This is a genomic window from Mycobacterium hubeiense, from assembly GCF_002838065.1.
Taxonomy (GTDB): domain Bacteria; phylum Actinomycetota; class Actinomycetes; order Mycobacteriales; family Mycobacteriaceae; genus Mycobacterium; species Mycobacterium hubeiense.
Genome location: NZ_PIZU01000011.1, coordinates 48877 through 69870 on the forward strand (window position 1 = coordinate 48877; position 20994 = coordinate 69870).

A 20994-nucleotide genomic window follows, 5' to 3' on the forward strand; every position below is an offset into this window, starting at 1 on the left:
CGGGCGCCGACACGATCAACGAACTGGACGACGATGACCTATCCCCCCATCCCGCCGGGATCCCCACCTCAGCCCTACGGCTACGGCATGCCGCCGCAGGGTCAATACCCGCCGCCGACGCCCGGCGGGAATCGCTCGCTGCTGATCTTCGGTGCCGTGGCCGTCGTCGTACTCCTCGCGGTGGCCGGAATCGTCGCCGTGGTCGCCACCTCGGACAGTTCCGGCTCCCCGACCGCTGCGGGCTCGGAGTCCCCAGACGAGGAGGCGATCCGGGCGTTACTCGCAGCACCGTCGCTGGACAGCAGCAGCGACATCTCCGATGCGATGCCGTACTTCTGCGAGGCAGATCAGAAGTTGCTCGAGAAGATTGACGACATGGGCCTCGACGCAAACGAGATTGCCCCGCAGGAACCGGACCCGTCGTCCACCATCAGCGACATCGAGGTCAACGGTGACAAGGCCACGGCGCGGGTCGAGAACAAGGCCGGGACATCAAAGATGTACTTCCGCAAGGAAAGTGGCGAGTGGAAGATCTGCATGAGCGACATGCCGGGGATGCCGCCGATCCGGTGATCAGCGCCGCACCCGCGGGCGCGGTTGGCATTTCGGGCAGTAGTACGACGAGCGGTTCATGAACTTCTCCCGCCGCATGACCGCGCCGCAGCGCCGGCACGGCTCACCTTCGCGGCCGTAGGCGTCCAGCGAGCGCTCGAAGTAGCCGGATTCGCCGTTGACGTTGACATAGAGCGAATCGAACGATGTGCCGCCCTGGCCCAGCGCCTCGCTCATCACCGTCGCCGACGCGTCGAGCAGCTCGCCGAGCTGGCGACGGCTCAACGACGACGCGAGCCGGCCGCCGTGCAATCGCGCCCGCCACAGCGCCTCGTCGGCGTAGATGTTGCCGATACCGGAGACGACTGTCTGGTCGAGCAACTGGCGCTTGATCTCAGAATGCTTGCGGCGCAACACCGTGACGACACTGTCGCGGTTGAATTGCGGGTCCAGCGGATCACGCGCCAGATGCGCGACGGGCGCCGGTACGTCGCTGCCGTCGACGGTGACAATGTCGGCAAGCATCCAGCCGCCGAACGTGCGCTGGTCGACGAAGCTCAGCGCGGTGCCGTCGTCGAGCAACGCCGCGATGCGCAGATGGTTCTCGTTCGGCACATCGCCCAGCAGCATCTGCCCGCTCATGCCGAGGTGCACCACCAATGCCGAACCGTCATCAAGCGTGAGCCACAGGTACTTTCCGCGCCGACCGGTTCCGACGATGCGCGCCCCCAGCAGCCGCGCGGTCAGGTCGGCGGGACCCGCCTCGTGCCGGCGCACCGCCCGGGGATGGTGCACCCGCACCGCGGTGATGGCCTTGTCGACGACGTGCGCGTCCAGACCGCGACGGACGACCTCTACTTCGGGAAGTTCAGGCACTATCCAGCGCAGTCCATGCCGCCGCGGCGGCCTTGAGCTCCGCCTCTTTCTTCGTCCGGCCGACGCCCGTGCCGTATTCCGTGTCGGCGATGACGACGGTCGCGGTGAATTCCTTGTCGTGATCGGGGCCCGTCGCCGTCACGACGTAGGACGGGGCGCCCAGATTGCGGGCGGCGGTCAGCTCTTGCAGGCTGCTCTTCCAGTCCAGTCCCGCGCCCAGGGTCGGCGCCGTATCGAGCAGCTCACCGAACAGTCGCAGGATCACTTCGCGAGTCACCTCGGCGCCGTGTTCCAAATAGATTGCGCCTAAAAGGGATTCGACGCCATCAGCGAGAATGCTGGACTTGTCGGCGCCGCCGGAGTTCTCCTCGCCCTTTCCGAGCAAAAGGAACGCGCCCAGGCCCTTGTCGCTGAGTTGGCGGCCCACATCGGCCAGCGCCTGGGTGTTGACGACGCTGGCGCGCAGCTTGGCCAGATCGCCTTCGGACTTGTCGGGATGGCGGTGGTAGAGCTCTTCGGTGACGGTCAGCCCGAGCACGGCGTCGCCGAGGAACTCCAGGCGCTCGTTGGTGGGCAGCCCGCCGTTCTCGTAGGAGTAGCTGCGATGGGTCAGGGCAATGGTGAGCAGTTCGTCGGGCAGATCGACGCCCAGCGCCTCGAGCAGCGGCGCGCGGTCGACCGTCACGACTCGTCTCCGATCTGGTCGCGCAGCGCGGCCAGTTTGGCCCATCGGGGGTCGAGCTTGTCGTGGTGGTGGCCGGGTTCGGCGGTGGCCAGCGGGATGCCGCAGTCCGGGCACAGGCCGATGCAGTCCGGACCGCACAACGGGGAGAACGGCAGGGCCAGCCCGACGGCATCGACGATCGGCTGCTCCAAATCGACGGTTTCGTCCACCACGCGCCCGATTTCGTCGGATTCGGTGGTTTCGTCGGTGGCGCTGTCGGGATAGGCGAACAGCTCCGTCAGTTCGATCTCCACCTGTCCGGCCGTCGGGCTCAGGCAGCGCGCGCATTCGCCGACGGTCGGCCCCGACACGGTGCCGGTGACCAGTACGCCCTCCGAAACGGATTCCATCCGCAGATCGAGTTCCAGCGGCGCGCCCGCCTCGATCGCCACCAGGGCCACGCCGATGCGCGACGGGCTGACCACGGTTTCGTGGATACTCAGCATCGACCCGGGCCGCCGGCCCAGCCGCGAAACGTTCAACACGAGCGGCGATCGGGACGCGCGGTGCGCCTTCGCGTTCGCTTGTCTCGCCATGACGCCAATCCTACGGCGGCAACAGCCGCCGACCGGTCAGCGTGCCGCGTAGTCGTGCGTGCCGGCCGCGGTGCGTAGCTGGTGACGGCCGCGCCCCACCGAGCGCAGGGTCCCGTTGAGGAAGTCCTCGAACTCGGCGAGTTTGCTGTCGACATAGATGTCGCATTCGCCGCGCAACCGGTCCGCTTCGGCGTGGGCGGCGTCGATCAACCGGGTGGCCTCAGCGTTCGCGGTCGAAACGATCTCGGTTTGCGACACCAGTCGCTGCTGTTCCTTGATGCCCTCTTGCACGGCTTTCTCGTAGGCCAGGTTGCCGCTTTCGATGAGCCGGTCGGCTTCGGCCTTGGCTCGGCCGGTGGCGGCCTCGTACTCACGCTTTGCCGTGGCGGCGACGCGGGCCGCCTCCTCACGCGCTTCGGCGACCATGCGTTCGCTGTGCTGACGGGCCTCGGCGACCATGCGGTCGGCCTGTGCCTTGGCGTCGGCGAGCAGCCGGTCCGCCTCGGCGCGGGCGTGGTTGAGCATCGAATCGGCCTCCGCGCTGGCCGTCGACACCATCGAGTCCGAGTGCTCCTTGGCCTCACGCAGGAGCGAATCCCGGGCGTCGAGCACATCCTGGGCGTCGTCGAGTTCACCGGGGATGGCGTCCTTGATGTCGTCGATTAGCTCGAGGACATCGCCGCGGGGCACCACGCAGCCGGCGGTCATCGGCACGCCGCGTGCTTCTTCGACAATGGCGCCCAGCTCGTCGAGCGCTTCAAATACTCGGTACACGGCAACATCCTCCAGGCGAAGTTATTTGTTACTAGTGTGCCTGGTGTTACGCCTGTGACAGTGCAGCACGGTCGGTGTGTCGCCACCGGGCACATGCCCAATATGCACGACGCCGTCGGCCGCCGAAACCTGCAGGTACGACGAGGCGTCCTGGCCGGTCACCTCAGCGCGGCACCGATCGCGTCACGTGCACGATCCAGCATCGACGCGAACGGGCCCACAGCAAAGTTCATCTTGGCGGACTCGACTCCGGGGTGCGGGCGCGTCGGCGCGAGGGCCTCGGCGGCCTGGACCGCCTTCTCCATCCGCTTGAGGTCGTCGGCCGCCAGGTTGCGCTGAAGCTTGTTGAACTCCTCGTTCTCCTCGTGATCGGCATGGTCGGCGACGGCGTCGCGGAACTTCGTGAGCGCGTCGATGAACTCCTTCGAATCGACGTCCATGCTCTCGAGCTTCGACAGCTGTTCTTTGGCCGCGTGTTCCTCGTGGAGGCGGGCGTCGACGATCTCGTCGCCGCCGCGAACTTCGTGCCGCACACGCGGATGAACCACCATCTCTTCGGCGGTCTCGTGCACCGCCAACAACTGGCGAAGGTCGACGAACGCCTTCTCGCGCGCTTTGGTGCTCGACGCCGACAGCACGTCGTCGAACATGTCCTTGATCAGGTTGTGCTGCGCCGTGAGGAAGGCGACGACGTCATCGGCGGACTGAACGAATGTCTGTGTCACGGCGGTTACCTCCGCAGCTGTTGTGGGACCGGCTACCCGCCTGTACCCGCCGCGGCCACGGGTTAATCGCCGCGCACACATCAGCGCGTTTTGGACAGCGCGGTCCCAACGTGCGACAGCTAATACACTTTGGGACGTCGTCGCCGATCACGGGGGTTGTATTCAAGTGCCAGATCGCCGTCTCTCGGTTAACCCGGAAGGGCTGCTCGCGGCGTCCGCGACGCTGAGCGAACATGCGGGCCGACTTGGTGAAACCAGCGGCGCATCTGGTGGCAGTAAACCATCTGGCGCGGGCGCGGCCGCGCTTGTCGCGTCGGTTTCCTCATTCATGGAGGCCTACAGCGCACGTTTGTTACACCACGGGCAGTCCGCGCAGACGGCGGCCGATAGCTACATCACAACCGACGGCGAGGCAGCGGGTGGCATCTCGGCGGTGTCGTTGTGAGCTCGATACCTGCTGGGCTTGTCTCAGCGCCGGCGCCGGCGACGTCAGGCCCGGGTGTTCCCTCTCGGTCGCAGATCGACGGCTGGATTTCTGATATCGACCATCTGTCGAGTACCGCCTCGTGGTTGCGATCGCAGGCCGAGAAGGCTGAGGCGGCCGCCGACGCCCACGCGCAGCAGTTGTCTGCACCTGGCGGCACCGAATGGGAGGGTGAAGCCGCCGATACAGCCCAGGAACGTGCCTACGGTGACCGCGGCGTGGTGTACCGGGCCGCCGACCACAAGCGCGAGATGGCCAAGGTCGCCGATCTCGGTGCGCAAAACCTCTTCCAATTACGTAATCGCGCTCTCGAAGCGATCAGCCAGGCCGAAGACGACGAGTTCGAGGTGGGCGAAGACCTCACGGTCACCGACAAACACAGCTACACCACGCGTGAGCTGAACCTCTGCTTGGCGCGGGAAGCCATCGCCAAGGAGCACCAGGACGCCATCATGACCTGGGCCAAAGCGCTTGCGGCAGAAGACGCCCAAGTCGGCGCGAAGCTCTCAGCTGGTGCCATCGCATTAGACGCCATGCTTCCGCAACATTGGAACAACGCTGGTACCGACAAGACGGGCGAACCCCACATACAGGCCGTCGACAATCAGATCGAACGCGATGAAGACGGTGCCGAATCATCGGATCCGCAGACCGACTCGGATCCAGCTGGCCCGTTGCCGAGCGAGTCAGAGGGGTTCGTCATCGGCCCACCGACCAAACCGAAGCTGGAGTGGGATGAAGACTTTGAGTACGGATCTCAAAGTCCCACATTGAAGGACTGGCGTGACCGCGCCGAGTGGCAAGCAAAGTTGGCCGGCGGGCGGCTACTACGACCTGATCTAGATGACGCCACCGCGATGTACGAGCACTACTGGGACAACGATGGCAAGCCGATCGTGTTCGACTACGAGGAGGCGTACCGCGAGGACACTGGTGTGCGCGCGAACGTGAACGCCGAAATCGCGCGTGCACAACGCGCTGCCGAGGACCTTGTTCGCGCGGGCAACACGTCGTTTTCGATGACCGGCAACGCGTCGGCGACGAAGGAATATCCCGTTACCGAGAACTGGCAGAAGGCCATCGGCGGATATCAGCAATGGAGTAGTGCGGATGTCCGAGTCGACGGCAACAAGGTCACCATGGAAGTCACCGTGCACGCCGAGGACCACTACAACTTCAACCGCGGCGAGACGGACATCGGGACGGGAACACCGGACGAGGTCAATGGTCGGTTCGCAGAAGTTGGGTGGGCCAAGCCTTTCGATTCGTCTGGCTCGGTGACTCGGACAATCACGTGGGAACTGGGCAGCGCTCCGTCCGGCGAAGCCGGAGGGCCTCAGTTCAACCCTGGACGGGAGGATCGTGTAGATGGCAGAGGCAGCGCGGGCTCATTCCCAGACTGGCCGTCAAACAACCGTGGGACGGGACGAGTCGGCCTGCCGTGATCGCAAATGGCTTCCGGGCATCGTAGCTGTGCTGGTCATGCTGTTGGCGGCCGCTTGTAATGGTCAGCCAGTAGCCGAACGCGACGGAGAACAGACTGTGCAAACATCGGCGCAGAAGCGTGACGCGAACCCTGTACGCCACGACCTCGAGCCGCTGACCAAGCGCTTCCCTGCATTGGGCAGCCCCGTTTCGGCGTCATGGGTGAGCGGCAATATGGGCGATCCCGATGTGCCAGGCCCGTCGTTGTACTGGATCGACGCCATCGTGGAGCTCACACCAGAGACCGCGCGTCAGCTTGCCGAGAAGTTTTCACCTGCACCCACATCCGTCCAACCCGATGTCTGGACAACTCTTGCGGACGCGCTGCCCCAGGGCCAGTTTCGGGCTAGCGACGCCTTGGATATGGCGTTCACCTCAAACCAGGTGAAGGCAAAGGTGTTCCTCGCCGAGAACGCACCCATCGTCGTCATTACCGCGATGGGTGAATAACTACCAAGCGGTTTCTCTCACCCGCTTTTCCAGTTTCAGTCACCTACTGATTTCATTGCCGACACGGGCTCGCTTGGCGATATCAGGCGCTGTGTGACCGAATGGCTACCTCTGCCGCAGCCGGTGATTGTGGACGGAGGTGTTGTTGCGCAATTTAGCTTTTGCCGCGATCCACGCCGGGCCCGAGGCGATCAGGAAACTGACAAGAGGTCCCGCCACCATGTGCGGCAAATCGGAGATGATGCTCATGAGCCGAGTATCGGGTGTGGGTCTGACACAGCAGGGCGAGCGACAGTAACCAACCGCCCTAACGCGTCAGCTGTCGGACTGGTGCCCAAAACGCCCCAAAGCTACCCGCCGCGCAGCTTTTCCTGCAGCCGCCGGTTCACCGGCTCGGGCAAAAGTTCGGAGACGTCGCCGCCCAGTGACGCCACTTCTTTCGCCAGCGACGACGACACGAACGAATAGGTCGGCCTGGTGGCGACGAAGAACGTGTCGACGCCGGCGATGTGCTTGTTCATCTGCGCCATCTGCAGCTCGTACTCGAAGTCGGTGCCGGTGCGCAGCCCCTTGACGATCGCCGTCAGCCCGCGCGACTTCACAAAGTCGACCACCAGACCCTCGCCCGACTCGACCCGCAGATTCGGCAGGTGCGTCGTCGACTCCTCGATCATCGCGATGCGTTCCTCGAGGCTGAACATCCCCTTCTTGTTGGGATTGATCAGGATCGCGACGACGACCTCATCGAATTGCGCCGACGCACGCTCGAAAACGTCGATGTGGCCGAGGGTCACCGGATCGAAGGATCCTGGGCATACCGCGCCGCTCATGGGTGACGACGCTAGCAGGGCGGCTTCACGCCTGCGCCATCTCGATGCGGGTATCGCCGTAACGGCGCGGCGGCCACTCCGTCCAGCCGTCCGGCCATTTCAACGGTTCAGCTGTGCCCGGCCGCTCGATGACCACCACCGTGCCCGCCGTCGTCCAACCATGACTGGCCAACGCCGCGACTACCGCCTCGATTTCGCCCGAACCGATGTCGTACGGCGGGTCGGCCAACACCAAATCCACCGGCCGATCTGGCCCTGCCGCCAGCACCTTCGCGACGGGCCCGCGGCGCACCGTCGCGCCGGAAACATCGAGCGCACCGATGTTCTGCGAAATCACGCCCGCCGCCCGCTGATCCGATTCGACGAACACCACCGAGGCCGCTCCACGGGAAAGAGCTTCCAGCCCAAGAGCTCCCGAACCGGCATAGAGATCGAGTACAGCCAAGCCGGAGAAATCCAGGCGGGCCGTCAACACGTTGAACAGCGATTCGCGCACCCGATCGGTGGTCGGCCGGGTCCCGGTGCGCGGCACCGCAATCCGGCGTCCGCCGAACTTCCCGGCGACGATGCGGGTCAGCTGACCACCACCAGCAAGTCGCCGCCTTCGACCTGCGCGGTGGCCGAGACGGCGACGCGTTGCACCTTGCCCGCCTTCGGCGCGGTGATGGCGGCCTCCATCTTCATCGCCTCGATGGTGGCGATGGTTTGTCCCGCACTCACCTCGTCACCGACAGCGACGCCCACGGTGACGACGCCCGCGAACGGCGCCGCGACGTGATCGGGGTTGGCGCGGTCGGCCTTTTCGGCGGCGGGCACTTCACTGGCGATGCTGCGATCGCGCACCAGCACCGGCCGCAGTTGGCCGTTGAAGATGCACATCACCGTGCGCATACCGCGCTCGTCGGGATCGGAAATCGCTTCCAGCCCGATCAACAGCTCGACACCGCGCTCGAGCTTTACCTTGTGCTCTTCGCCGTGGCGCAGGCCGTAGAAGAACTGGTTCGCCGACAGGCTCGACGTATCGCCGTACAGCTCGCGGTGCGCCTCGAATTCCTTTGTGGGGCCGGGGAACAGCAGGCGGTTCAACGCGGCCTGCCGCTTCGGCCCCGGCTGTGCGAGAACCTCTTCGTCTTCGGGGGTCAGCTCTTGCTGCGGTCTGGCCGGTGGACGGCCCGCAAGCGCCTTGGAGCGCAACGGTTCCGGCCAGCCGCCGGGCGGATCACCCAGCTCACCCCGCAAGAAACCGATCACCGAGTCGGGAATGTCGAAACGCGACGGGTCGGCGGCGAATTCGTCGGCGGTGATCCCCGCACCCACCAGCGCCAGCGCCAGATCGCCCACCACCTTCGATGACGGTGTCACCTTGACCAGCCGGCCCAGGATCCGGTCAGCGGCGGCGTAGTTGTCCTCGATCGCTTCGAAGCGGTCGCCCAGGCCCAATGCGATCGCCTGCTGGCGCAGGTTCGACAGCTGGCCGCCAGGGATCTCGTGATGGTAGACCCGGCCCGTCGGTGCGGGCAGCCCAGACTCGAAGGGCGCGTAGACCTTTCGCAGCGCCTCCCAGTACGGCTCGAGATCGGTCACCGCCGAAAGCGACAACCCCGTGTCGTATTCGGTGTGCGCGGCCGCCGCCACAATCGACGAGAGCGCAGGCTGGCTGGTGGTGCCGGCCAGCGGCGCGGCGGCCCCGTCGACGGCGTTGGCCCCGGCCTGCCACGCCGCCATCAGGGTGGCCAGCTGCCCGCCCGGGGTGTCATGGGTGTGCACGTGTACCGGAAGGTCGAATCGGCTGCGCAGCGCGCTGATCAACGCCGTTGCGGCTTGGGGCCGCAGCAGCCCGGCCATGTCCTTGATCGCCAGGATGTGCGCGCCGGCGTCGACGATCTGCTCGGCCAGCTTGAGGTAATAGTCCAGGGTGTAGAGCTTTTCGCCGGGATCGGACAGATCGCCGGTGTAGCTCATCGCGACTTCGGCTATCGCCGTTCCGGTTTCGCGTACGGCGTCGATCGCGGGCCGCATCGACTCGACGTTGTTGAGTGCGTCGAAAATGCGGTAGATGTCGATGCCGGTGGCCGTCGCCTCCTCGATGAACGCCTTGGTGACGGTCTCCGGATACGGGGTGTAGCCGACGGTGTTGCGGCCGCGCAGGAGCATCTGGAGGCAGATGTTGGGCACCGCCTCACGGATAGCGGCCAACCGCTCCCACGGGTCTTCCTTCAAAAACCGCAGCGCCACATCGTAAGTCGCGCCGCCCCAGCACTCGATGGACAGCAGTTGCGGTGTCATCCGCGCGATGTAGGGCGCCACCATCAACAGCCCGTTGGTGCGCACGCGGGTGGCCAGCAGCGACTGGTGCGCGTCGCGGAACGTCGTCTCGGTGACACCGACGGACTTCGTCTCGCGCAGCCACCGCGCGAACGCCTCCGGCCCGATCTCGGTGAGCAGGTGCTTGCTGCCCCGCGGCGGCACCGCTTCCAGATCGATCTTCGGCAGTTTGTCGTGCGGATACACCGTCGACGGACGCGGTCCGTGCGGCTGGTTGACCGTGACGTCGGCGAGGTAGTTGAGGATCTTGGTGCCACGGTCGGCCGGCGTCCGGGCGGTCAGCAGGTACGGGCGGTCGTCGATGAACGAGGTATTGATCCGGCCTGCCCGGAAGTCCGAGTCGGTCACCACGGCGAGCAGGAACGGGATATTCGTCGACACGCCACGGACCCGGAACTCGGCCAGCGCACGACGCGAACGTGCGACCGCGGCGTTGAAATCCCGTCCGCGGCAGGTCAATTTCACCAGCATCGAGTCGAAGTGCGCGCCGATCTCGGCGCCCAGATGTGCTGCGCCGTCGAGGCGGATGCCCGCGCCGCCCGGTGAGCGGTAGCCGGTGATGCGGCCGGTGTCGGGCCGGAACCCGTTGGCGGGGTCCTCGGTGGTGATCCGGCACTGCATCGCCGCACCGCGGATCTGCAGCGAATCCTGGCTTAGGCCAAGGTCTTCGAGCGTCTCCCCGTCGGCGATGCGCATCTGGCTGGCCACCAGGTCGACGTCGGTGATCTCTTCGGTGACGGTGTGCTCGACCTGGATGCGCGGGTTCATCTCGATGAACACGTAGTTGCCGCGCTCGTCGAGCAGGAATTCCACGGTGCCCGCGTAGCTGTAGTTGATCTGGCGGGCGAACGCCACCGCGTCGGCGCAGATCCGTTCGCGCAGTTGCGGATCCAGGTTCGGCGCGGGCGCCAGTTCGATGACCTTCTGGTGGCGGCGCTGCACGCTGCAGTCACGCTCGAACAGGTGCATGACGTTGCCGTGGGTGTCGGCCAGGATCTGCACCTCGATGTGGCGTGGGTTCACCACCGCCTGCTCGAGGTAGACGGTCGGGTCGCCGAACGCCGACTCGGCCTCGCGCGACGCGGCTTCGATCGCCTCCTGCAGCGCGTCCATGCTTGCGACGCGGCGCATGCCGCGTCCCCCACCGCCGGACACCGCTTTGACGAACAACGGGAACTGCATCGTCTCGGCGGCGGCCATCAGTTCGTCGACCGAGGACGACGGCGCCGAGGAGTTGAGCACCGGCAGTCCGGCCTCCCGCGCCGCCGCGATGGCCCGCGACTTGTTGCCTGCCAGCTCCAGGATCTCCGCTCCCGGTCCGACGAAGGTGATGCCGGCGGCCGCGCAGGCCGCGGCGAGTTCGGGGTTTTCCGACAGGAAGCCGTAGCCGGGATAGATGGCGTCGGCCCCGGACCGCCGCGCGGTCGCGACGATCTGGTCGACCGACAGATATGCGCGGACCGGATGGCCCTTCTCCCCGATCTGATACGACTCGTCGGCCTTGAGCCGGTGCAGCGAATTGCGGTCCTCGTACGGGTACACCGCGACGGTGGCGATGCCCATTTCGTAGGCAGCGCGGAACGCGCGGATCGCGATTTCCCCGCGGTTGGCTACCAGGACTTTAGAGATCACGCGCTACCTTATCCCGCCGCTGGTGTGAGGGCCTAGAGAAGGGTCGACCAGTAGTCCCAGAACCGCGCCAGGATCAGCAGAATCAGCGCGGTGAACCACAGCGCCGTCAGCGACCACCGCCATTGGTAGGCGAACCGCGCCGCGGAATTCGTCGCCAATGGCTGCAACGCGATCGACGACACCACGACGAGCAGCGGAATCGTCACCGCCCACACCACCATGCAGTACGGGCACAACGCGTCGATGCGATAGAGGCTCTGGAAGATCAGCCAGTGCACGAATGCCGTGCCGAGAAGGGTGCCGACGGCCAGCCCGCCCCAGTACCACCGCGGCAGCGCGACCTTCGCAACAGCCAGCACACCGGTCACCACGACCAGCGTGAACGCGACGATGCCGATCAGTGGGTTCGGGAAGCCGAACGCCTCGGCCTGCGGGGTCACCATCACCGAGCCGCATGACAGCACCGGGTTCAGGCTGCACGACGGCACGTAGTCGGGGTTCTCCAGCAGCCGCACCCGCTCCACGGTCAGGGTGAGCGATGCGGCCAGCCCGACAAGTCCCGCAATCAGCACAAAGATTGCGCTCGGAGTGCGCACCGTCGCGCCGGACGGCGGTGCAGCCGGGGTCTCGGCTGCTCCGGTCGTGCGCGGCGCGGCGACGGTCATGGCGTCATGGCCTCGCCGGTGCAGGCTCGGGTTGCGGCGTCACCGCTTGCAGCTCCGGAATGTCGCCGACGATCTCCTCGATCTTGGCCACCAGCGCGTCCGGCGTGGACGGGTCGTACTCCTCGCCGTTGATCTTCACCGTCGGGGTCGAGCGGACGCCGGTGGCGGCGGCCAAGCCCTCCACCATTTCGACGTAGCGGCCCTTGTTGATGCATTCCGGGACGCTGCCCGCAGCGCCGGCCTGGCGGGCCAGCTCGATGAGGCGGGCGTTGTCCGGGTAGACGCCGCTGCCCTCTTCGGGCTGGATGCCCTTGGTGAACAGCGCGGAGTGGAACCGCCGGAACGCGTCGATCGACTCATCGGCGACGCAGTACGCCGCGGCGCCCGCGCGCGACGAGTAGCCGTCGCCGACGCGGTCGAGAATGCCGACCATGTAGTAGTCGGCCGCGATGGCGCCGGTGTCGATGGCCTTGCTGATGGTGGGTCCGAACTGGCGCTCGAAGTTGCCGCACGCCGGGCACAGGAAGTCCTCGTAGAGCGACAGCACCACCTTGGGCTCGCTGGTGCCCTCCTTGGTGATCAACTTGCTCGACGTCACCCGGACGGACTTCGCGTCGCCGGAGGCCGGCTTGTCCTCGGCCGACATCACGATGTAGAGCACCAGTGCGACGGCGAACACCACGACGACAGCGGTCAGGCCGATCTGGATGAGCAGATTGCGCTTGCGATCGGCGGCCTTCAGGTCGTATTTGGCGTTCTTCTTCGGTTTCGTGGCCACGGGGTAAGCGTACCGGCCGGTCAGCGGCGGCTGAGATGCGCTCGCAGCGCCGAGATCATCTCCGCAGTCGCGTGGGCGCTGCCGCCGCCGAGGGAGAAGAAGCTCGCGAAGCCGTGGATCAACGAGCCGTACTGGCGGTGGTCGACGGGGACGCCCGCCGCACGCATCGCCTCGGCGTACTGGTGGCCCTCGTCGCGGAGCGGATCGAAGCCGGCGGTCAGCACCATCGCCGGCGGCAGCCCGGACAGGTCCTCGGCCAGCAGCGGCGCCACCACCGGATCGGTGGGCTCCACCGCGGCGCCGTCCGTGTAGTGGATCCTGGCCAGTTCCATATCCCGGTTGGTCAAGAAATAGCCCTCCGCGAACAACGTCTTGGACCGGGTGGCGCTGCACAGGTCGGTGACCGGATAGATGAGCAGTTGCAGCGTCGGCAACGGCACATCGTCGTTGCGCGACCGTTGCGACACCACCGCGGCGAGGTTGCCGCCCGCGCTGTCGCCGCCCACCGCGATGCGTGCCGGGTCGGCGCCGAGTTCCGCGGCGTGGTCGGCCGCCCATCGATACGCGGCGTAGGCGTCGTCGGCGGCGGCGGGCGCCTTGTGTTCGGGCGCCAACCGGTAGTCGACGGCCAACACGTTGAGCTGGCCGTCGCGGCAGATCAGCCGGCAGAGGCTGTCGTGGGAATCGAGGCCGCCCAGGACGAAGGCCCCGCCGTGGAAAAAGACCAGCAGCGGGGCGTCGCGTTCGGTCGCGCGGTAGTGACGGGCCGGGAGGTCGCCGGCCGGACCGGGCAGCGAGAGATCGGTCACGTCGACCGGCAGATCGACGGTCAACATCGCCACCGTCTTGTCCAGTTCTGCCCGAGAGACCGCCACATCGTCGCTGACGAACAGCCCGCGCATGCCCGCGGCCCGCTGCCCGGCGAGCATCAACTGCATCGTGGTGTCCAGCGTGTTGCCGTCGACCGTGATCGACCGCCCACCCAGCAGCAGCCGCTTGACGCGGTCGGGCGTACGGGGCAGCAGGTTCAGCGTCGCCTTCGTCGCGACGTCGAGAACGGCGTCCTTGACGCGGCTCGTCCTGAGCGTCCCTGGCAGACTTTGGGTCATGTCGGCTCCCCTGATCACGCTTAACGACGGATATTCGATTCCCCAGGTTGGATTGGGCGTCTGGCAGACGCCACCCGAAGATACCGAGCGCGCGGTGAGCGCAGCCCTGGATGCGGGATACCGGCATATCGACACGGCCGCGGGCTACTTCAACGAACGCGAGGTCGGCCGCGCCATCGCCGGATCCGGTATCGCCCGCGACGAGGTGTTCGTCGTCACCAAGCTGTGGAACGCCGATCAGGGCTACGACAGCACGCTGGCGGCGTTCGACGCCAGCATGCAGCGTCTCGGACTGGAATATCTGGATCTGTACCTCATCCATTGGCCGGTGCCCGCGAAGAACCTGTTCGTCGAGACCTTCAAGGCGTTCTCGCAGCTGCGGGACCAAGGCCGGATCCGCTCGATCGGCGTCAGCAACTTCGAACCCGAACATTTGCGGATTCTGATCGACGCGACCGGAATCGTGCCGGCTGTCAACCAGATCGAACTGCACCCGCTGCTGCCGCAGCGCGAATTGCGGGAAGTGCACGCACAATTGGGCATCGCCACCGAGGCGTGGAGTCCGCTCGGTCAGGGCTCGCTATTGACCAATCCGACCGTCACCGCGGTTGCTGACGCGCACGGGAAGACCGCCGCCCAGGTACTGATTAGGTGGCATATACAACTCGGTAATATCGTCATCCCCAAGTCGGTGAACCCTGAGCGGATTGTGAGCAACTTCGACGTGTTCGATTTCGAGTTGAGCGAGAAGGACATGGCGTCCATTTCTTCGCTCGAGGACGGAACGCGATTGGGTCCCGATCCACGAACCTTCAACTTCACAGGGTAGGTGACATGACCCCATCACACGGGGCGGCGGCCGCAATTCCCACCGTCACACTCAACGACGACAACAGCATTCCGATCATCGGTCTCGGAGTCGGCGAACTCTCGGATGCCGAGACCGAGCGGGCGGTGTCGGCGGCCCTGGAGGCCGGCTACCGCCTGATCGACACGGCGTCGGCGTACGGCAACGAGGCCGCCGTCGGGCGCGCTGTCGCCGCGTCGGGCGTTCCGCGCGACGAGTTGTTCGTCACCACCAAGCTGGCCACCAGCGATCAGGGCTTCCAGTCCTCACAGGACGCCGCCCGCGCCAGCGCGGAGCGACTCGGCCTCGACTACATCGACCTCTACCTCATCCACTGGCCGGCCGAGGAGCAGGGCCGCTACATCGACAGCTGGGGCGGGTTGATGAAGGTGCGCGAGGACGGCGTCGTCCGCTCCATCGGGGTATCGAACTTCCACGCCGAGCACCTGTCGAACATCATCGAGCTGTCGTTCTTCACCCCGGCGGTCAACCAGATCGAATTGCACCCGCTGCTGAACCAGGCCGAGCTGCGGGCGGTCAACGCCGAACACAACATCGTCACCGAGGCGTACGGACCGCTGGGCGTCGGCAAGCTGCTGGACAACCCGACGATCGCGAATATCGCTGCAGCCCACGATAAGTCAGCGGCGCAGGTGTTGATTCGGTGGAGCATCCAGTTGGGCAACGTCGTCATTCCGCGTTCTGCCAATCCGGAACGCATCGCGTCGAATCTCGACGTCTTCGATTTCGAGTTGACCGACGATGAGATGGCCGCGCTCAACGCCCTCGACGACGGCACCCGCTTCCGGCCCGACCCCGAGACCTACACGGGCACTTAGCCGTTTCGGCATTCAGGCGTGGGGGCAGGTGGCCGCCGCGTCGCGCAGCACCGTCGCCGACGGGGCATCGACGGGCAGCGCGTAGCCTCGCAGCACCGCGATGAACGCCACCGCGTACTGACACCAGAACGCCCGGTTGGGCGGCATCCAGTCCGCGGGCTCCTGATCGCCTTTGTCCTGATTGGCTGCGCCGGAAACCGCGAGCAGGTTCGCGGGATCGTTGGCGAACCGCACCCGCATCTCGTCGGTCCAGTGCCGCGCGCCCAGATCCCAGGCCAACGCCAACGGCACGATGTGGTCGATCTGCACCGACGCGCCGATCTGGTTGCCGCGCACGAACGCGACGACGGCGTTGGTGTACGGGTCGCGCAGCGTGCCGGTGGCCACGGCGCGCGGACACCGCTTGATCGCGACGTAGGTCTTCTCGACCAGATCGCGGTCCAAGACGTCGTTGCGGGTGTCACAGCCGTTGTGACCGCCGGGAGCAGTGGTGTCGTCGGTCCAGGTGTCGCCGAACGCATCCCGGCGATAGTCGTAGCCGCGGATCCGCAGCGGGACCACCGCCACACCCGCGAGAACATCGACACCCGCTGCGACCGTGGGGATGTCGGCCTGCGCGACGAACCGGGCGGCGTCGCGCGTTGTCACCTGGACGGCGACCACCACCGCCAGCAGCACCGCCGCGACGAGCCACCCCAACCTGTTGCGGCTCATGCCTTGTCCAGATACTCGACGCGATCCGTGTCGACGAATTGCGCTGCCAGCACCGCCATTCCGGGATCATTCGGATCTTGTTCGTAGCGCGACTCACACAATTCGCGGGCGGCCAGGATGACGTCGAGATGCTCGGACAGCGACAAGAACCGCAGCGTGATGGGACGCCCGGATTGACTGAGCCCCAGCACATCTCCCTCACGGCGTTCCTTGAGGTCCAAATCGGCGAGCTTGAAGCCGTCCAGCGTGCTTGCCACGGCTTTGAGCCGCTGCCCCGCCTTGGATCCCTCCGGCAGCTTGGTGGCCAACAGGCACAGGCTGGGATGCTGCCCGCGGCCGATGCGGCCCCGCAACTGGTGCAATTGGCTGATGCCGAACCGATCGGCGTCCATCACCAACATCACCGTGGCGTTGGGCACGTCGACCCCGACCTCGATGACGGTGGTGCACACCAACACATCGATCTGGCCGGCGCGGAACGCCGCCATCACGGCGTCCTTCTCGTCGCTGGGCAGCTGACCGTGCATCAAGCCGAGCCGCAGGCCCGACAGCGCCCCGTTGCGCAGATCGTCGTACAGCTTGACCACCGTGGTGGGGGGCGGACCGCCTTCGCCGTTGCCGCTCTTGTCATTTTCGTCGATGCGCGACGCGACGACGTAGGCCTGCCGGCCGGCGCGTACCTCTTCGACGATGCGCGCCCACGCCCGCTCGAGCCACTTCGGTTTCTCGCGGGTGAAAATCGTGTTGGTGGTGATGGGTTGACGCCCGCGGGGCAGTTCGCGCAGCGTCGATGTCTCCAGGTCGCCGTAGACGGTGAGCGCGACCGTGCGCGGGATCGGCGTCGCCGTCATCACCAGCAGGTGCGGTGTAAGGCCCTCGGGGGCCTTGGCGCGCAAGCGATCTCGTTGCTCCACACCGAACCGGTGTTGCTCGTCGACGACGACCAAGCCGAGGTTGTGGAACTCGACGGCGTCCTGCAGCAGCGCGTGGGTGCCGATCACGATACCGGCTTCGCCCGATGCGACCTCGTCGCGGACCTGCCGTTTCTGTTGCGCAGACATCGATCCGGTCAGCAGCGCCACCCGTGTCGCACCGTCGGCGCCGCCGAGCTGACCCGCCATAGCCAGGGGCCCCAACACGTCGCAGACCGACCGGGCATGTTGTGCGGCAAGCACTTCCGTCGGCGCCAGCATCGCGCACTGGTAGCCGGCGTCGATCATCTGCAGCATCGCCAGCACCGCGACGATGGTTTTACCGGAGCCGACCTCGCCCTGCAGCATGCGGTTCATCGGTCGGGTGGCGGCGAGTTCGGTTGCCAGCACATCAAGCACCTCGCGCTGCCCGTTGGTGAGATCAAAGGGCAATTGCCGCAGCAGCGCGGCGGCCAATCCGTCGTCTCGTCGCGGCGCCGGCGGACCTGACTCACTCAGTTCACCGTATCGCCGCGCCACCAGCGCCCACTGCAGCCCGACCGCCTCGTCGTAGGTCAGCCGGTCGGCGGCGCGGTCCCGCTCCACGGCATTCTCGGCGAGATGAATAGCCCGTAACGCCTGATCCTCGGACATCAGATCGCGCTGCCGCACAAATGATTCCGGCAGCGGGTCGTCGACGGGGTCGAGCATGTCGAGCACTTGGCGCACACACTTGTAGATCTCCCAGCTCTGCACCTTGGCGCACGCGGGATAGATTGGGAAGAAGTCGCGCTCGAACTCCGACAACAGGTCATCGCCGGTCGCCCCAGACGTCTTGGCGATGGCCGCCATCGCCTGGCTCCCCACCGTCTTGCCTGAGGACGAAGAGAGAACGAGGAAGTCGGGATGGCTCAACTGCATTGTGCCCTTGAAGTATCCGACCTCACCGGAGAGCATGATGCGGGTGCCGACGGGAAGCTTGTCCTTCATCCAGGCGGCGTTGAAGAAGGTTGCCGTCACCCTGGGGCGATGGTCGCCGAGGGTGATGCGCAGAAACTTCGGGTACCGCATCTTGCCGGTTCGCTTGTCGATCTGCGGCTTCATCTTGCCGAGTTCGGCGTCGGTGATGACGTCGACGAACGTCACGTGTTCGCCCTCTTGAAGATCGAGTTCGTCGCCCTCACCGCGCACCGTCATGCCCTCGACGTACTTGCGCGGGTAATGCCGCAGAAGATCATTGACCGTGCGGATGCCGAAGTTCTCCTCCAGCTTTTTCGCCGACGATCGGCCGACGACGTAATCCAAGCGATCGCCCAGCACCGCCATCGCTACTCCACCCCGATCAACAACGCGTCGCCGTCGTGGCCGGTGTGATACGTCACCAACTCCGCGCCGAGGTGCTGGCGGTGCACATGTTCCTGCAACGCGTCGCCGACGCTGCCGTCCACCCCGGCTCCGGTCAACACCGTGACGAGTTCACCGCCGGCGACCAGCAGCAGATCGATCAAACCTGCACCGGCGCTGGTGATGTCAGGCGCGACGATCAACACCTCGTCCCCGGCGATGCCCAACCCGTCGCCGGGCTTGCACGTGCCGGCCCACGTCAATGCCTCCTCCGTGGCCACCCGCACGGAGCCGTGCCGGGCTGCCGCCGCGGCGCGCGCCATGGTGTAGCCGTCGTCGACGGCCTGTCGGCCGGCGTCGTGTACCGCCAACGCGGCCAGTCCCTGCACCATCGAACCGGTGGGCACCGGCACCACGTCGATTCCCCACCCGATCGCGGCGGTGCAGCCCGCGACGAGCTCCTCGGCGGCCACATAACCGTTGGGCAACACCATGATCTGCGCCGCGCCGACGTCGACCAGAGCGCGCAGCAGTTGCTTGGCGCTGACCGGTGCGTCGGCGTCGGGCCGCAGTACGTGTGCCCCTTCGCCGGCGAACAACTCCGCCGCGCCGTCACCGTCGACGACGGCGAGCACCGCGCGTTCACGGCTCCAGCCGCCCGGTGGACGCGCACTGGACGCACCCGTCAACGCGGTGATCTGGATCCGGCTCGGCATGCCGATGGACAACGCGGCCTCCACGGCGCCACCGGCGTCGTCGGCATGCACGTGGACCGAATACTGGCCGGCACCCGACGTAGCGATCGCCACCGACTCCCCCAGCTCCTCGAGGCGCTCGCGAAGCGCCTCGATCTGGCCGGGTTCACAACCGCTGAGCAGATACATCACTTCGAACTGGGGCGGCGCCGACGTGCGGGTGGCGGTCTCGGTCGTCGGCGACGGAAGGTATTCGCGGCGCTCGGGGGTATGGCCGGTGAGCGTGACGGTCATCGCGTCGAGCAGCACCAGCAGCCCGCGTCCGCCCGCATCCACCACACCCGCCTGGGCCAGCACGTCGAGCTGCTGCGGGGTCTTGTCCAGCGCGACCACGGCGGCGTCGGCCGCCGCGCCGACCACCTCGGACAGCTCCGCGCCGTCGGCGGCCGCATGTTCGGCTGCGCCCGCGGCCGCCTGCAGCACCGACACGATGGTGCCCGGCACGGTTTCGCCCATCGACGTGACGGCCAGCCCGACCGCATGCCGCAGCGCGGCGCCGAACAGGGTGCCGTCGATATCGGCCAGCTCGCCGCCCCGGTCTTCAGCGGCGGCGGCGGTGACATCGGCCAGGCCGCGCAGGATCTGCGACAGGATCACGCCCGAGTTGCCACGCGCCCCCTGCAGCGCGCCACCGGCCAGGGCTGCGGCCACCTGCGCCACGTCGCCGCTGGTCTGCTGCGCGTCGGCCGCAGCCCAGGCCGCACGCATCGTGAACAGCATGTTTGTCCCGGTGTCGGCGTCGGCGACGGGGAACACGTTGAGCCGGTTGATCTCGTCGGTATGGGTGATGAGGTCCCCGACCGCGGTGTGCGACCAGTCCCGCAGGGCGGAAGCATCGAGCCGCCGAGCCGACATCGGACCTTCACCTCCGCGTAGCCACCGTGGGCTGTCAGCCTAATCAGTGTCGGCGACATCACCAGACATCGCCGCTCACAACATTGCCGCCGGTGGATAGCGTTTTGGCTAACCATGGACGGGCCGGTATCCTGGTCAGGTTGTTTGGTCGCGCCGCGCCCGGTCGCGGCGACAATGCCCAGACCCCCACGTACTGATTCGAGGAGTTCTACACATGGCTGCCGTATGCGATATCTGCGGGAAGGCGCCCGGCTTCGGCAAGTCGGTGTCGCATTCGCATCGCCGGACCAGCCGTCGGTGGGACCCGAACATCCAGACCGTGCGCGCCGCCCGGCCGGGCGGCAACAAGCAGCGCATCAACGTGTGCACCTCCTGCATCAAGGCAGGCAAGGTCAGCCGCGGCTAGCTGCCGTTTGTTTAGCGGTCGCGCAGCCGGGCTAGTCCCGCCTGCATGACCTCACGTGACCGATCCACGTCCGTCCTGTCCGCCGTCGGTGCCGCCGTCGCGGCGGGAGTGCTGGTGACCGCGTGTGGCGGTGATGACGCCGCCGACGAAACCACCACCGAAACCACGACGACCACCACCGTGGTGACGACGGTGTCGCCGTCTCCGTCGCCGGTCGTGCCGCCCCCTGCGGGCGAAGGCGAAGACGGTGGTGACGCGACGATCGAGATCCCGTCGCCGCCGGCCATCCCGTCGCCACCCGCAATTCCCGCGCCGCCGGCCATTCCCGCGCCACCGCCGATCCCGGCGCCGCCGCCGATCCCGGTGCCCTGATCCCCG

23 protein-coding genes are annotated in these 20994 nt (G+C 66.6%); 8 read left to right on the forward strand and 15 right to left on the reverse strand.

Going from position 1 to position 20994, the window contains the following annotated elements:
- Nucleotides 1–33 precede the first annotated feature (33 nt).
- Nucleotides 34–573 carry an Rv0361 family membrane protein gene (locus tag CWS39_RS10880; protein WP_102142931.1) on the forward strand — a complete coding sequence of 180 codons (540 nt, stop codon included), beginning with the start codon at nt 34–36 and terminating at the stop codon, nt 571–573.
- On the opposite strand, the gene mutM is transcribed toward CWS39_RS10880, so the two are convergent.
- The 5 genes from mutM to CWS39_RS10905 all read right to left on the reverse strand — a co-directional run bounded on the left by mutM (nt 574) and on the right by CWS39_RS10905 (nt 4187).
- Nucleotides 574–1428, reverse strand: a complete 855-nt coding sequence (mutM, locus tag CWS39_RS10885) for a bifunctional DNA-formamidopyrimidine glycosylase/DNA-(apurinic or apyrimidinic site) lyase (protein WP_102142932.1) — start codon at nt 1426–1428, stop codon at nt 574–576.
- Nucleotides 1421–2158 (reverse strand): ribonuclease III, encoded by a 738-nt coding sequence (gene rnc / locus CWS39_RS10890; RefSeq protein WP_431306113.1) that lies wholly within the window; start codon nt 2156–2158, stop codon nt 1421–1423. Before rnc ends, mutM begins: the two co-directional genes overlap by 8 nt.
- Nucleotides 2110–2688: a YceD family protein gene (locus CWS39_RS10895; protein WP_102142934.1), complete on the reverse strand. Its 579-nt coding sequence runs from the start codon at nt 2686–2688 to the stop codon at nt 2110–2112. The genes rnc and CWS39_RS10895 overlap by 49 nt, the downstream gene beginning before the upstream one ends.
- A 36-nt stretch (nt 2689–2724) precedes the next feature.
- Nucleotides 2725–3462: a cell division protein SepIVA gene (sepIVA, locus tag CWS39_RS10900; protein WP_102142935.1), complete on the reverse strand. Its 738-nt coding sequence runs from the start codon at nt 3460–3462 to the stop codon at nt 2725–2727.
- A gap of 158 nt (nt 3463–3620) precedes the next feature.
- The gene (locus tag CWS39_RS10905) at nt 3621–4187 is read right to left on the reverse strand and encodes a hemerythrin domain-containing protein (RefSeq protein ID WP_102142936.1); all 567 of its coding nucleotides are present in this window, start codon (nt 4185–4187) and stop codon (nt 3621–3623) included.
- 166 nt (nt 4188–4353) lie between these two features.
- Between CWS39_RS10905 and CWS39_RS28630 the strand changes: the two genes are divergently transcribed.
- From CWS39_RS28630 to CWS39_RS10915, 3 genes are all read left to right on the forward strand, one after another.
- Entirely contained in the window at nt 4354–4632 is a 279-nt protein-coding gene (locus tag CWS39_RS28630; protein ID WP_142386827.1) for a hypothetical protein, read from the forward strand.
- Nucleotides 4633–4889: 257 nt separating this feature from the next.
- A complete protein-coding gene (locus CWS39_RS10910; RefSeq protein ID WP_142386828.1) occupies nt 4890–6116 on the forward strand; it encodes a hypothetical protein in 1227 nt (408 codons plus the stop codon).
- 28 nt (nt 6117–6144) lie between these two features.
- Nucleotides 6145–6606 (forward strand): hypothetical protein, encoded by a 462-nt coding sequence (locus CWS39_RS10915; RefSeq protein WP_142386829.1) that lies wholly within the window; start codon nt 6145–6147, stop codon nt 6604–6606.
- Nucleotides 6607–6711: 105 nt separating this feature from the next.
- Here the strand turns inward: CWS39_RS10915 and CWS39_RS28860 are convergent, their stop codons facing one another.
- The 7 genes from CWS39_RS28860 to CWS39_RS10945 all read right to left on the reverse strand — a co-directional run bounded on the left by CWS39_RS28860 (nt 6712) and on the right by CWS39_RS10945 (nt 13945).
- Nucleotides 6712–6855: a hypothetical protein gene (locus CWS39_RS28860; RefSeq protein WP_158240331.1), complete on the reverse strand. Its 144-nt coding sequence runs from the start codon at nt 6853–6855 to the stop codon at nt 6712–6714.
- Nucleotides 6856–6956: 101 nt separating this feature from the next.
- Complete coding sequence (coaD, locus tag CWS39_RS10920; RefSeq protein ID WP_102142939.1) at nt 6957–7436, reverse strand: pantetheine-phosphate adenylyltransferase; 480 nt, start codon at nt 7434–7436, stop codon at nt 6957–6959.
- Nucleotides 7437–7461: 25 nt separating this feature from the next.
- On the reverse strand, nt 7462–8013 hold the full coding sequence (gene rsmD, locus CWS39_RS10925) for a 16S rRNA (guanine(966)-N(2))-methyltransferase RsmD (protein ID WP_102142940.1): 552 nt from the start codon (nt 8011–8013) through the stop codon (nt 7462–7464).
- Nucleotides 8010–11393: a pyruvate carboxylase gene (locus tag CWS39_RS10930; protein ID WP_102142941.1), complete on the reverse strand. Its 3384-nt coding sequence runs from the start codon at nt 11391–11393 to the stop codon at nt 8010–8012. The genes rsmD and CWS39_RS10930 overlap by 4 nt, the downstream gene beginning before the upstream one ends.
- Nucleotides 11394–11425: 32 nt before the next feature.
- Nucleotides 11426–12058 (reverse strand): vitamin K epoxide reductase family protein, encoded by a 633-nt coding sequence (locus tag CWS39_RS10935; protein WP_102142942.1) that lies wholly within the window; start codon nt 12056–12058, stop codon nt 11426–11428.
- Nucleotides 12059–12062: 4 nt separating this feature from the next.
- Entirely contained in the window at nt 12063–12836 is a 774-nt protein-coding gene (locus CWS39_RS10940) for a DsbA family protein (protein ID WP_102142943.1), read from the reverse strand.
- A 20-nt stretch (nt 12837–12856) separates the two neighbouring features.
- Entirely contained in the window at nt 12857–13945 is a 1089-nt protein-coding gene (locus CWS39_RS10945) for an alpha/beta hydrolase (RefSeq protein ID WP_102142944.1), read from the reverse strand.
- Here CWS39_RS10945 and CWS39_RS10950 point away from each other — a divergent pair.
- Nucleotides 13944–14774 carry an aldo/keto reductase gene (locus CWS39_RS10950; protein WP_102142945.1) on the forward strand — a complete coding sequence of 277 codons (831 nt, stop codon included), beginning with the start codon at nt 13944–13946 and terminating at the stop codon, nt 14772–14774. The genes CWS39_RS10945 and CWS39_RS10950 overlap by 2 nt on opposite strands.
- Nucleotides 14775–14779: 5 nt before the next feature.
- Nucleotides 14780–15631 (forward strand): aldo/keto reductase, encoded by an 852-nt coding sequence (locus CWS39_RS10955; RefSeq protein ID WP_102142946.1) that lies wholly within the window; start codon nt 14780–14782, stop codon nt 15629–15631.
- A gap of 12 nt (nt 15632–15643) precedes the next feature.
- On the opposite strand, the gene CWS39_RS10960 is transcribed toward CWS39_RS10955, so the two are convergent.
- Genes CWS39_RS10960 through CWS39_RS10970 form a run of 3 tightly spaced genes read right to left on the reverse strand, consistent with a single transcriptional unit; the run spans nt 15644 to nt 20210 of the window.
- Nucleotides 15644–16345 (reverse strand): HNH endonuclease family protein, encoded by a 702-nt coding sequence (locus CWS39_RS10960; RefSeq protein WP_102142947.1) that lies wholly within the window; start codon nt 16343–16345, stop codon nt 15644–15646.
- Nucleotides 16342–18582 (reverse strand): ATP-dependent DNA helicase RecG, encoded by a 2241-nt coding sequence (gene recG, locus CWS39_RS10965; protein WP_102142948.1) that lies wholly within the window; start codon nt 18580–18582, stop codon nt 16342–16344. The genes CWS39_RS10960 and recG overlap by 4 nt, the downstream gene beginning before the upstream one ends.
- A gap of 2 nt (nt 18583–18584) precedes the next feature.
- Nucleotides 18585–20210: a DAK2 domain-containing protein gene (locus CWS39_RS10970; protein WP_102142949.1), complete on the reverse strand. Its 1626-nt coding sequence runs from the start codon at nt 20208–20210 to the stop codon at nt 18585–18587.
- Nucleotides 20211–20424: 214 nt separating this feature from the next.
- Here CWS39_RS10970 and rpmB point away from each other — a divergent pair, with 214 nt between their 5' ends.
- Nucleotides 20425–20616: a 50S ribosomal protein L28 gene (gene rpmB, locus CWS39_RS10975; protein ID WP_102142950.1), complete on the forward strand. Its 192-nt coding sequence runs from the start codon at nt 20425–20427 to the stop codon at nt 20614–20616.
- Between the two features lie 45 nt (nt 20617–20661).
- Complete coding sequence (locus CWS39_RS10980) at nt 20662–20988, forward strand: hypothetical protein (protein ID WP_102142951.1); 327 nt, start codon at nt 20662–20664, stop codon at nt 20986–20988.
- Nucleotides 20989–20994: the final 6 nt, after the last annotated feature.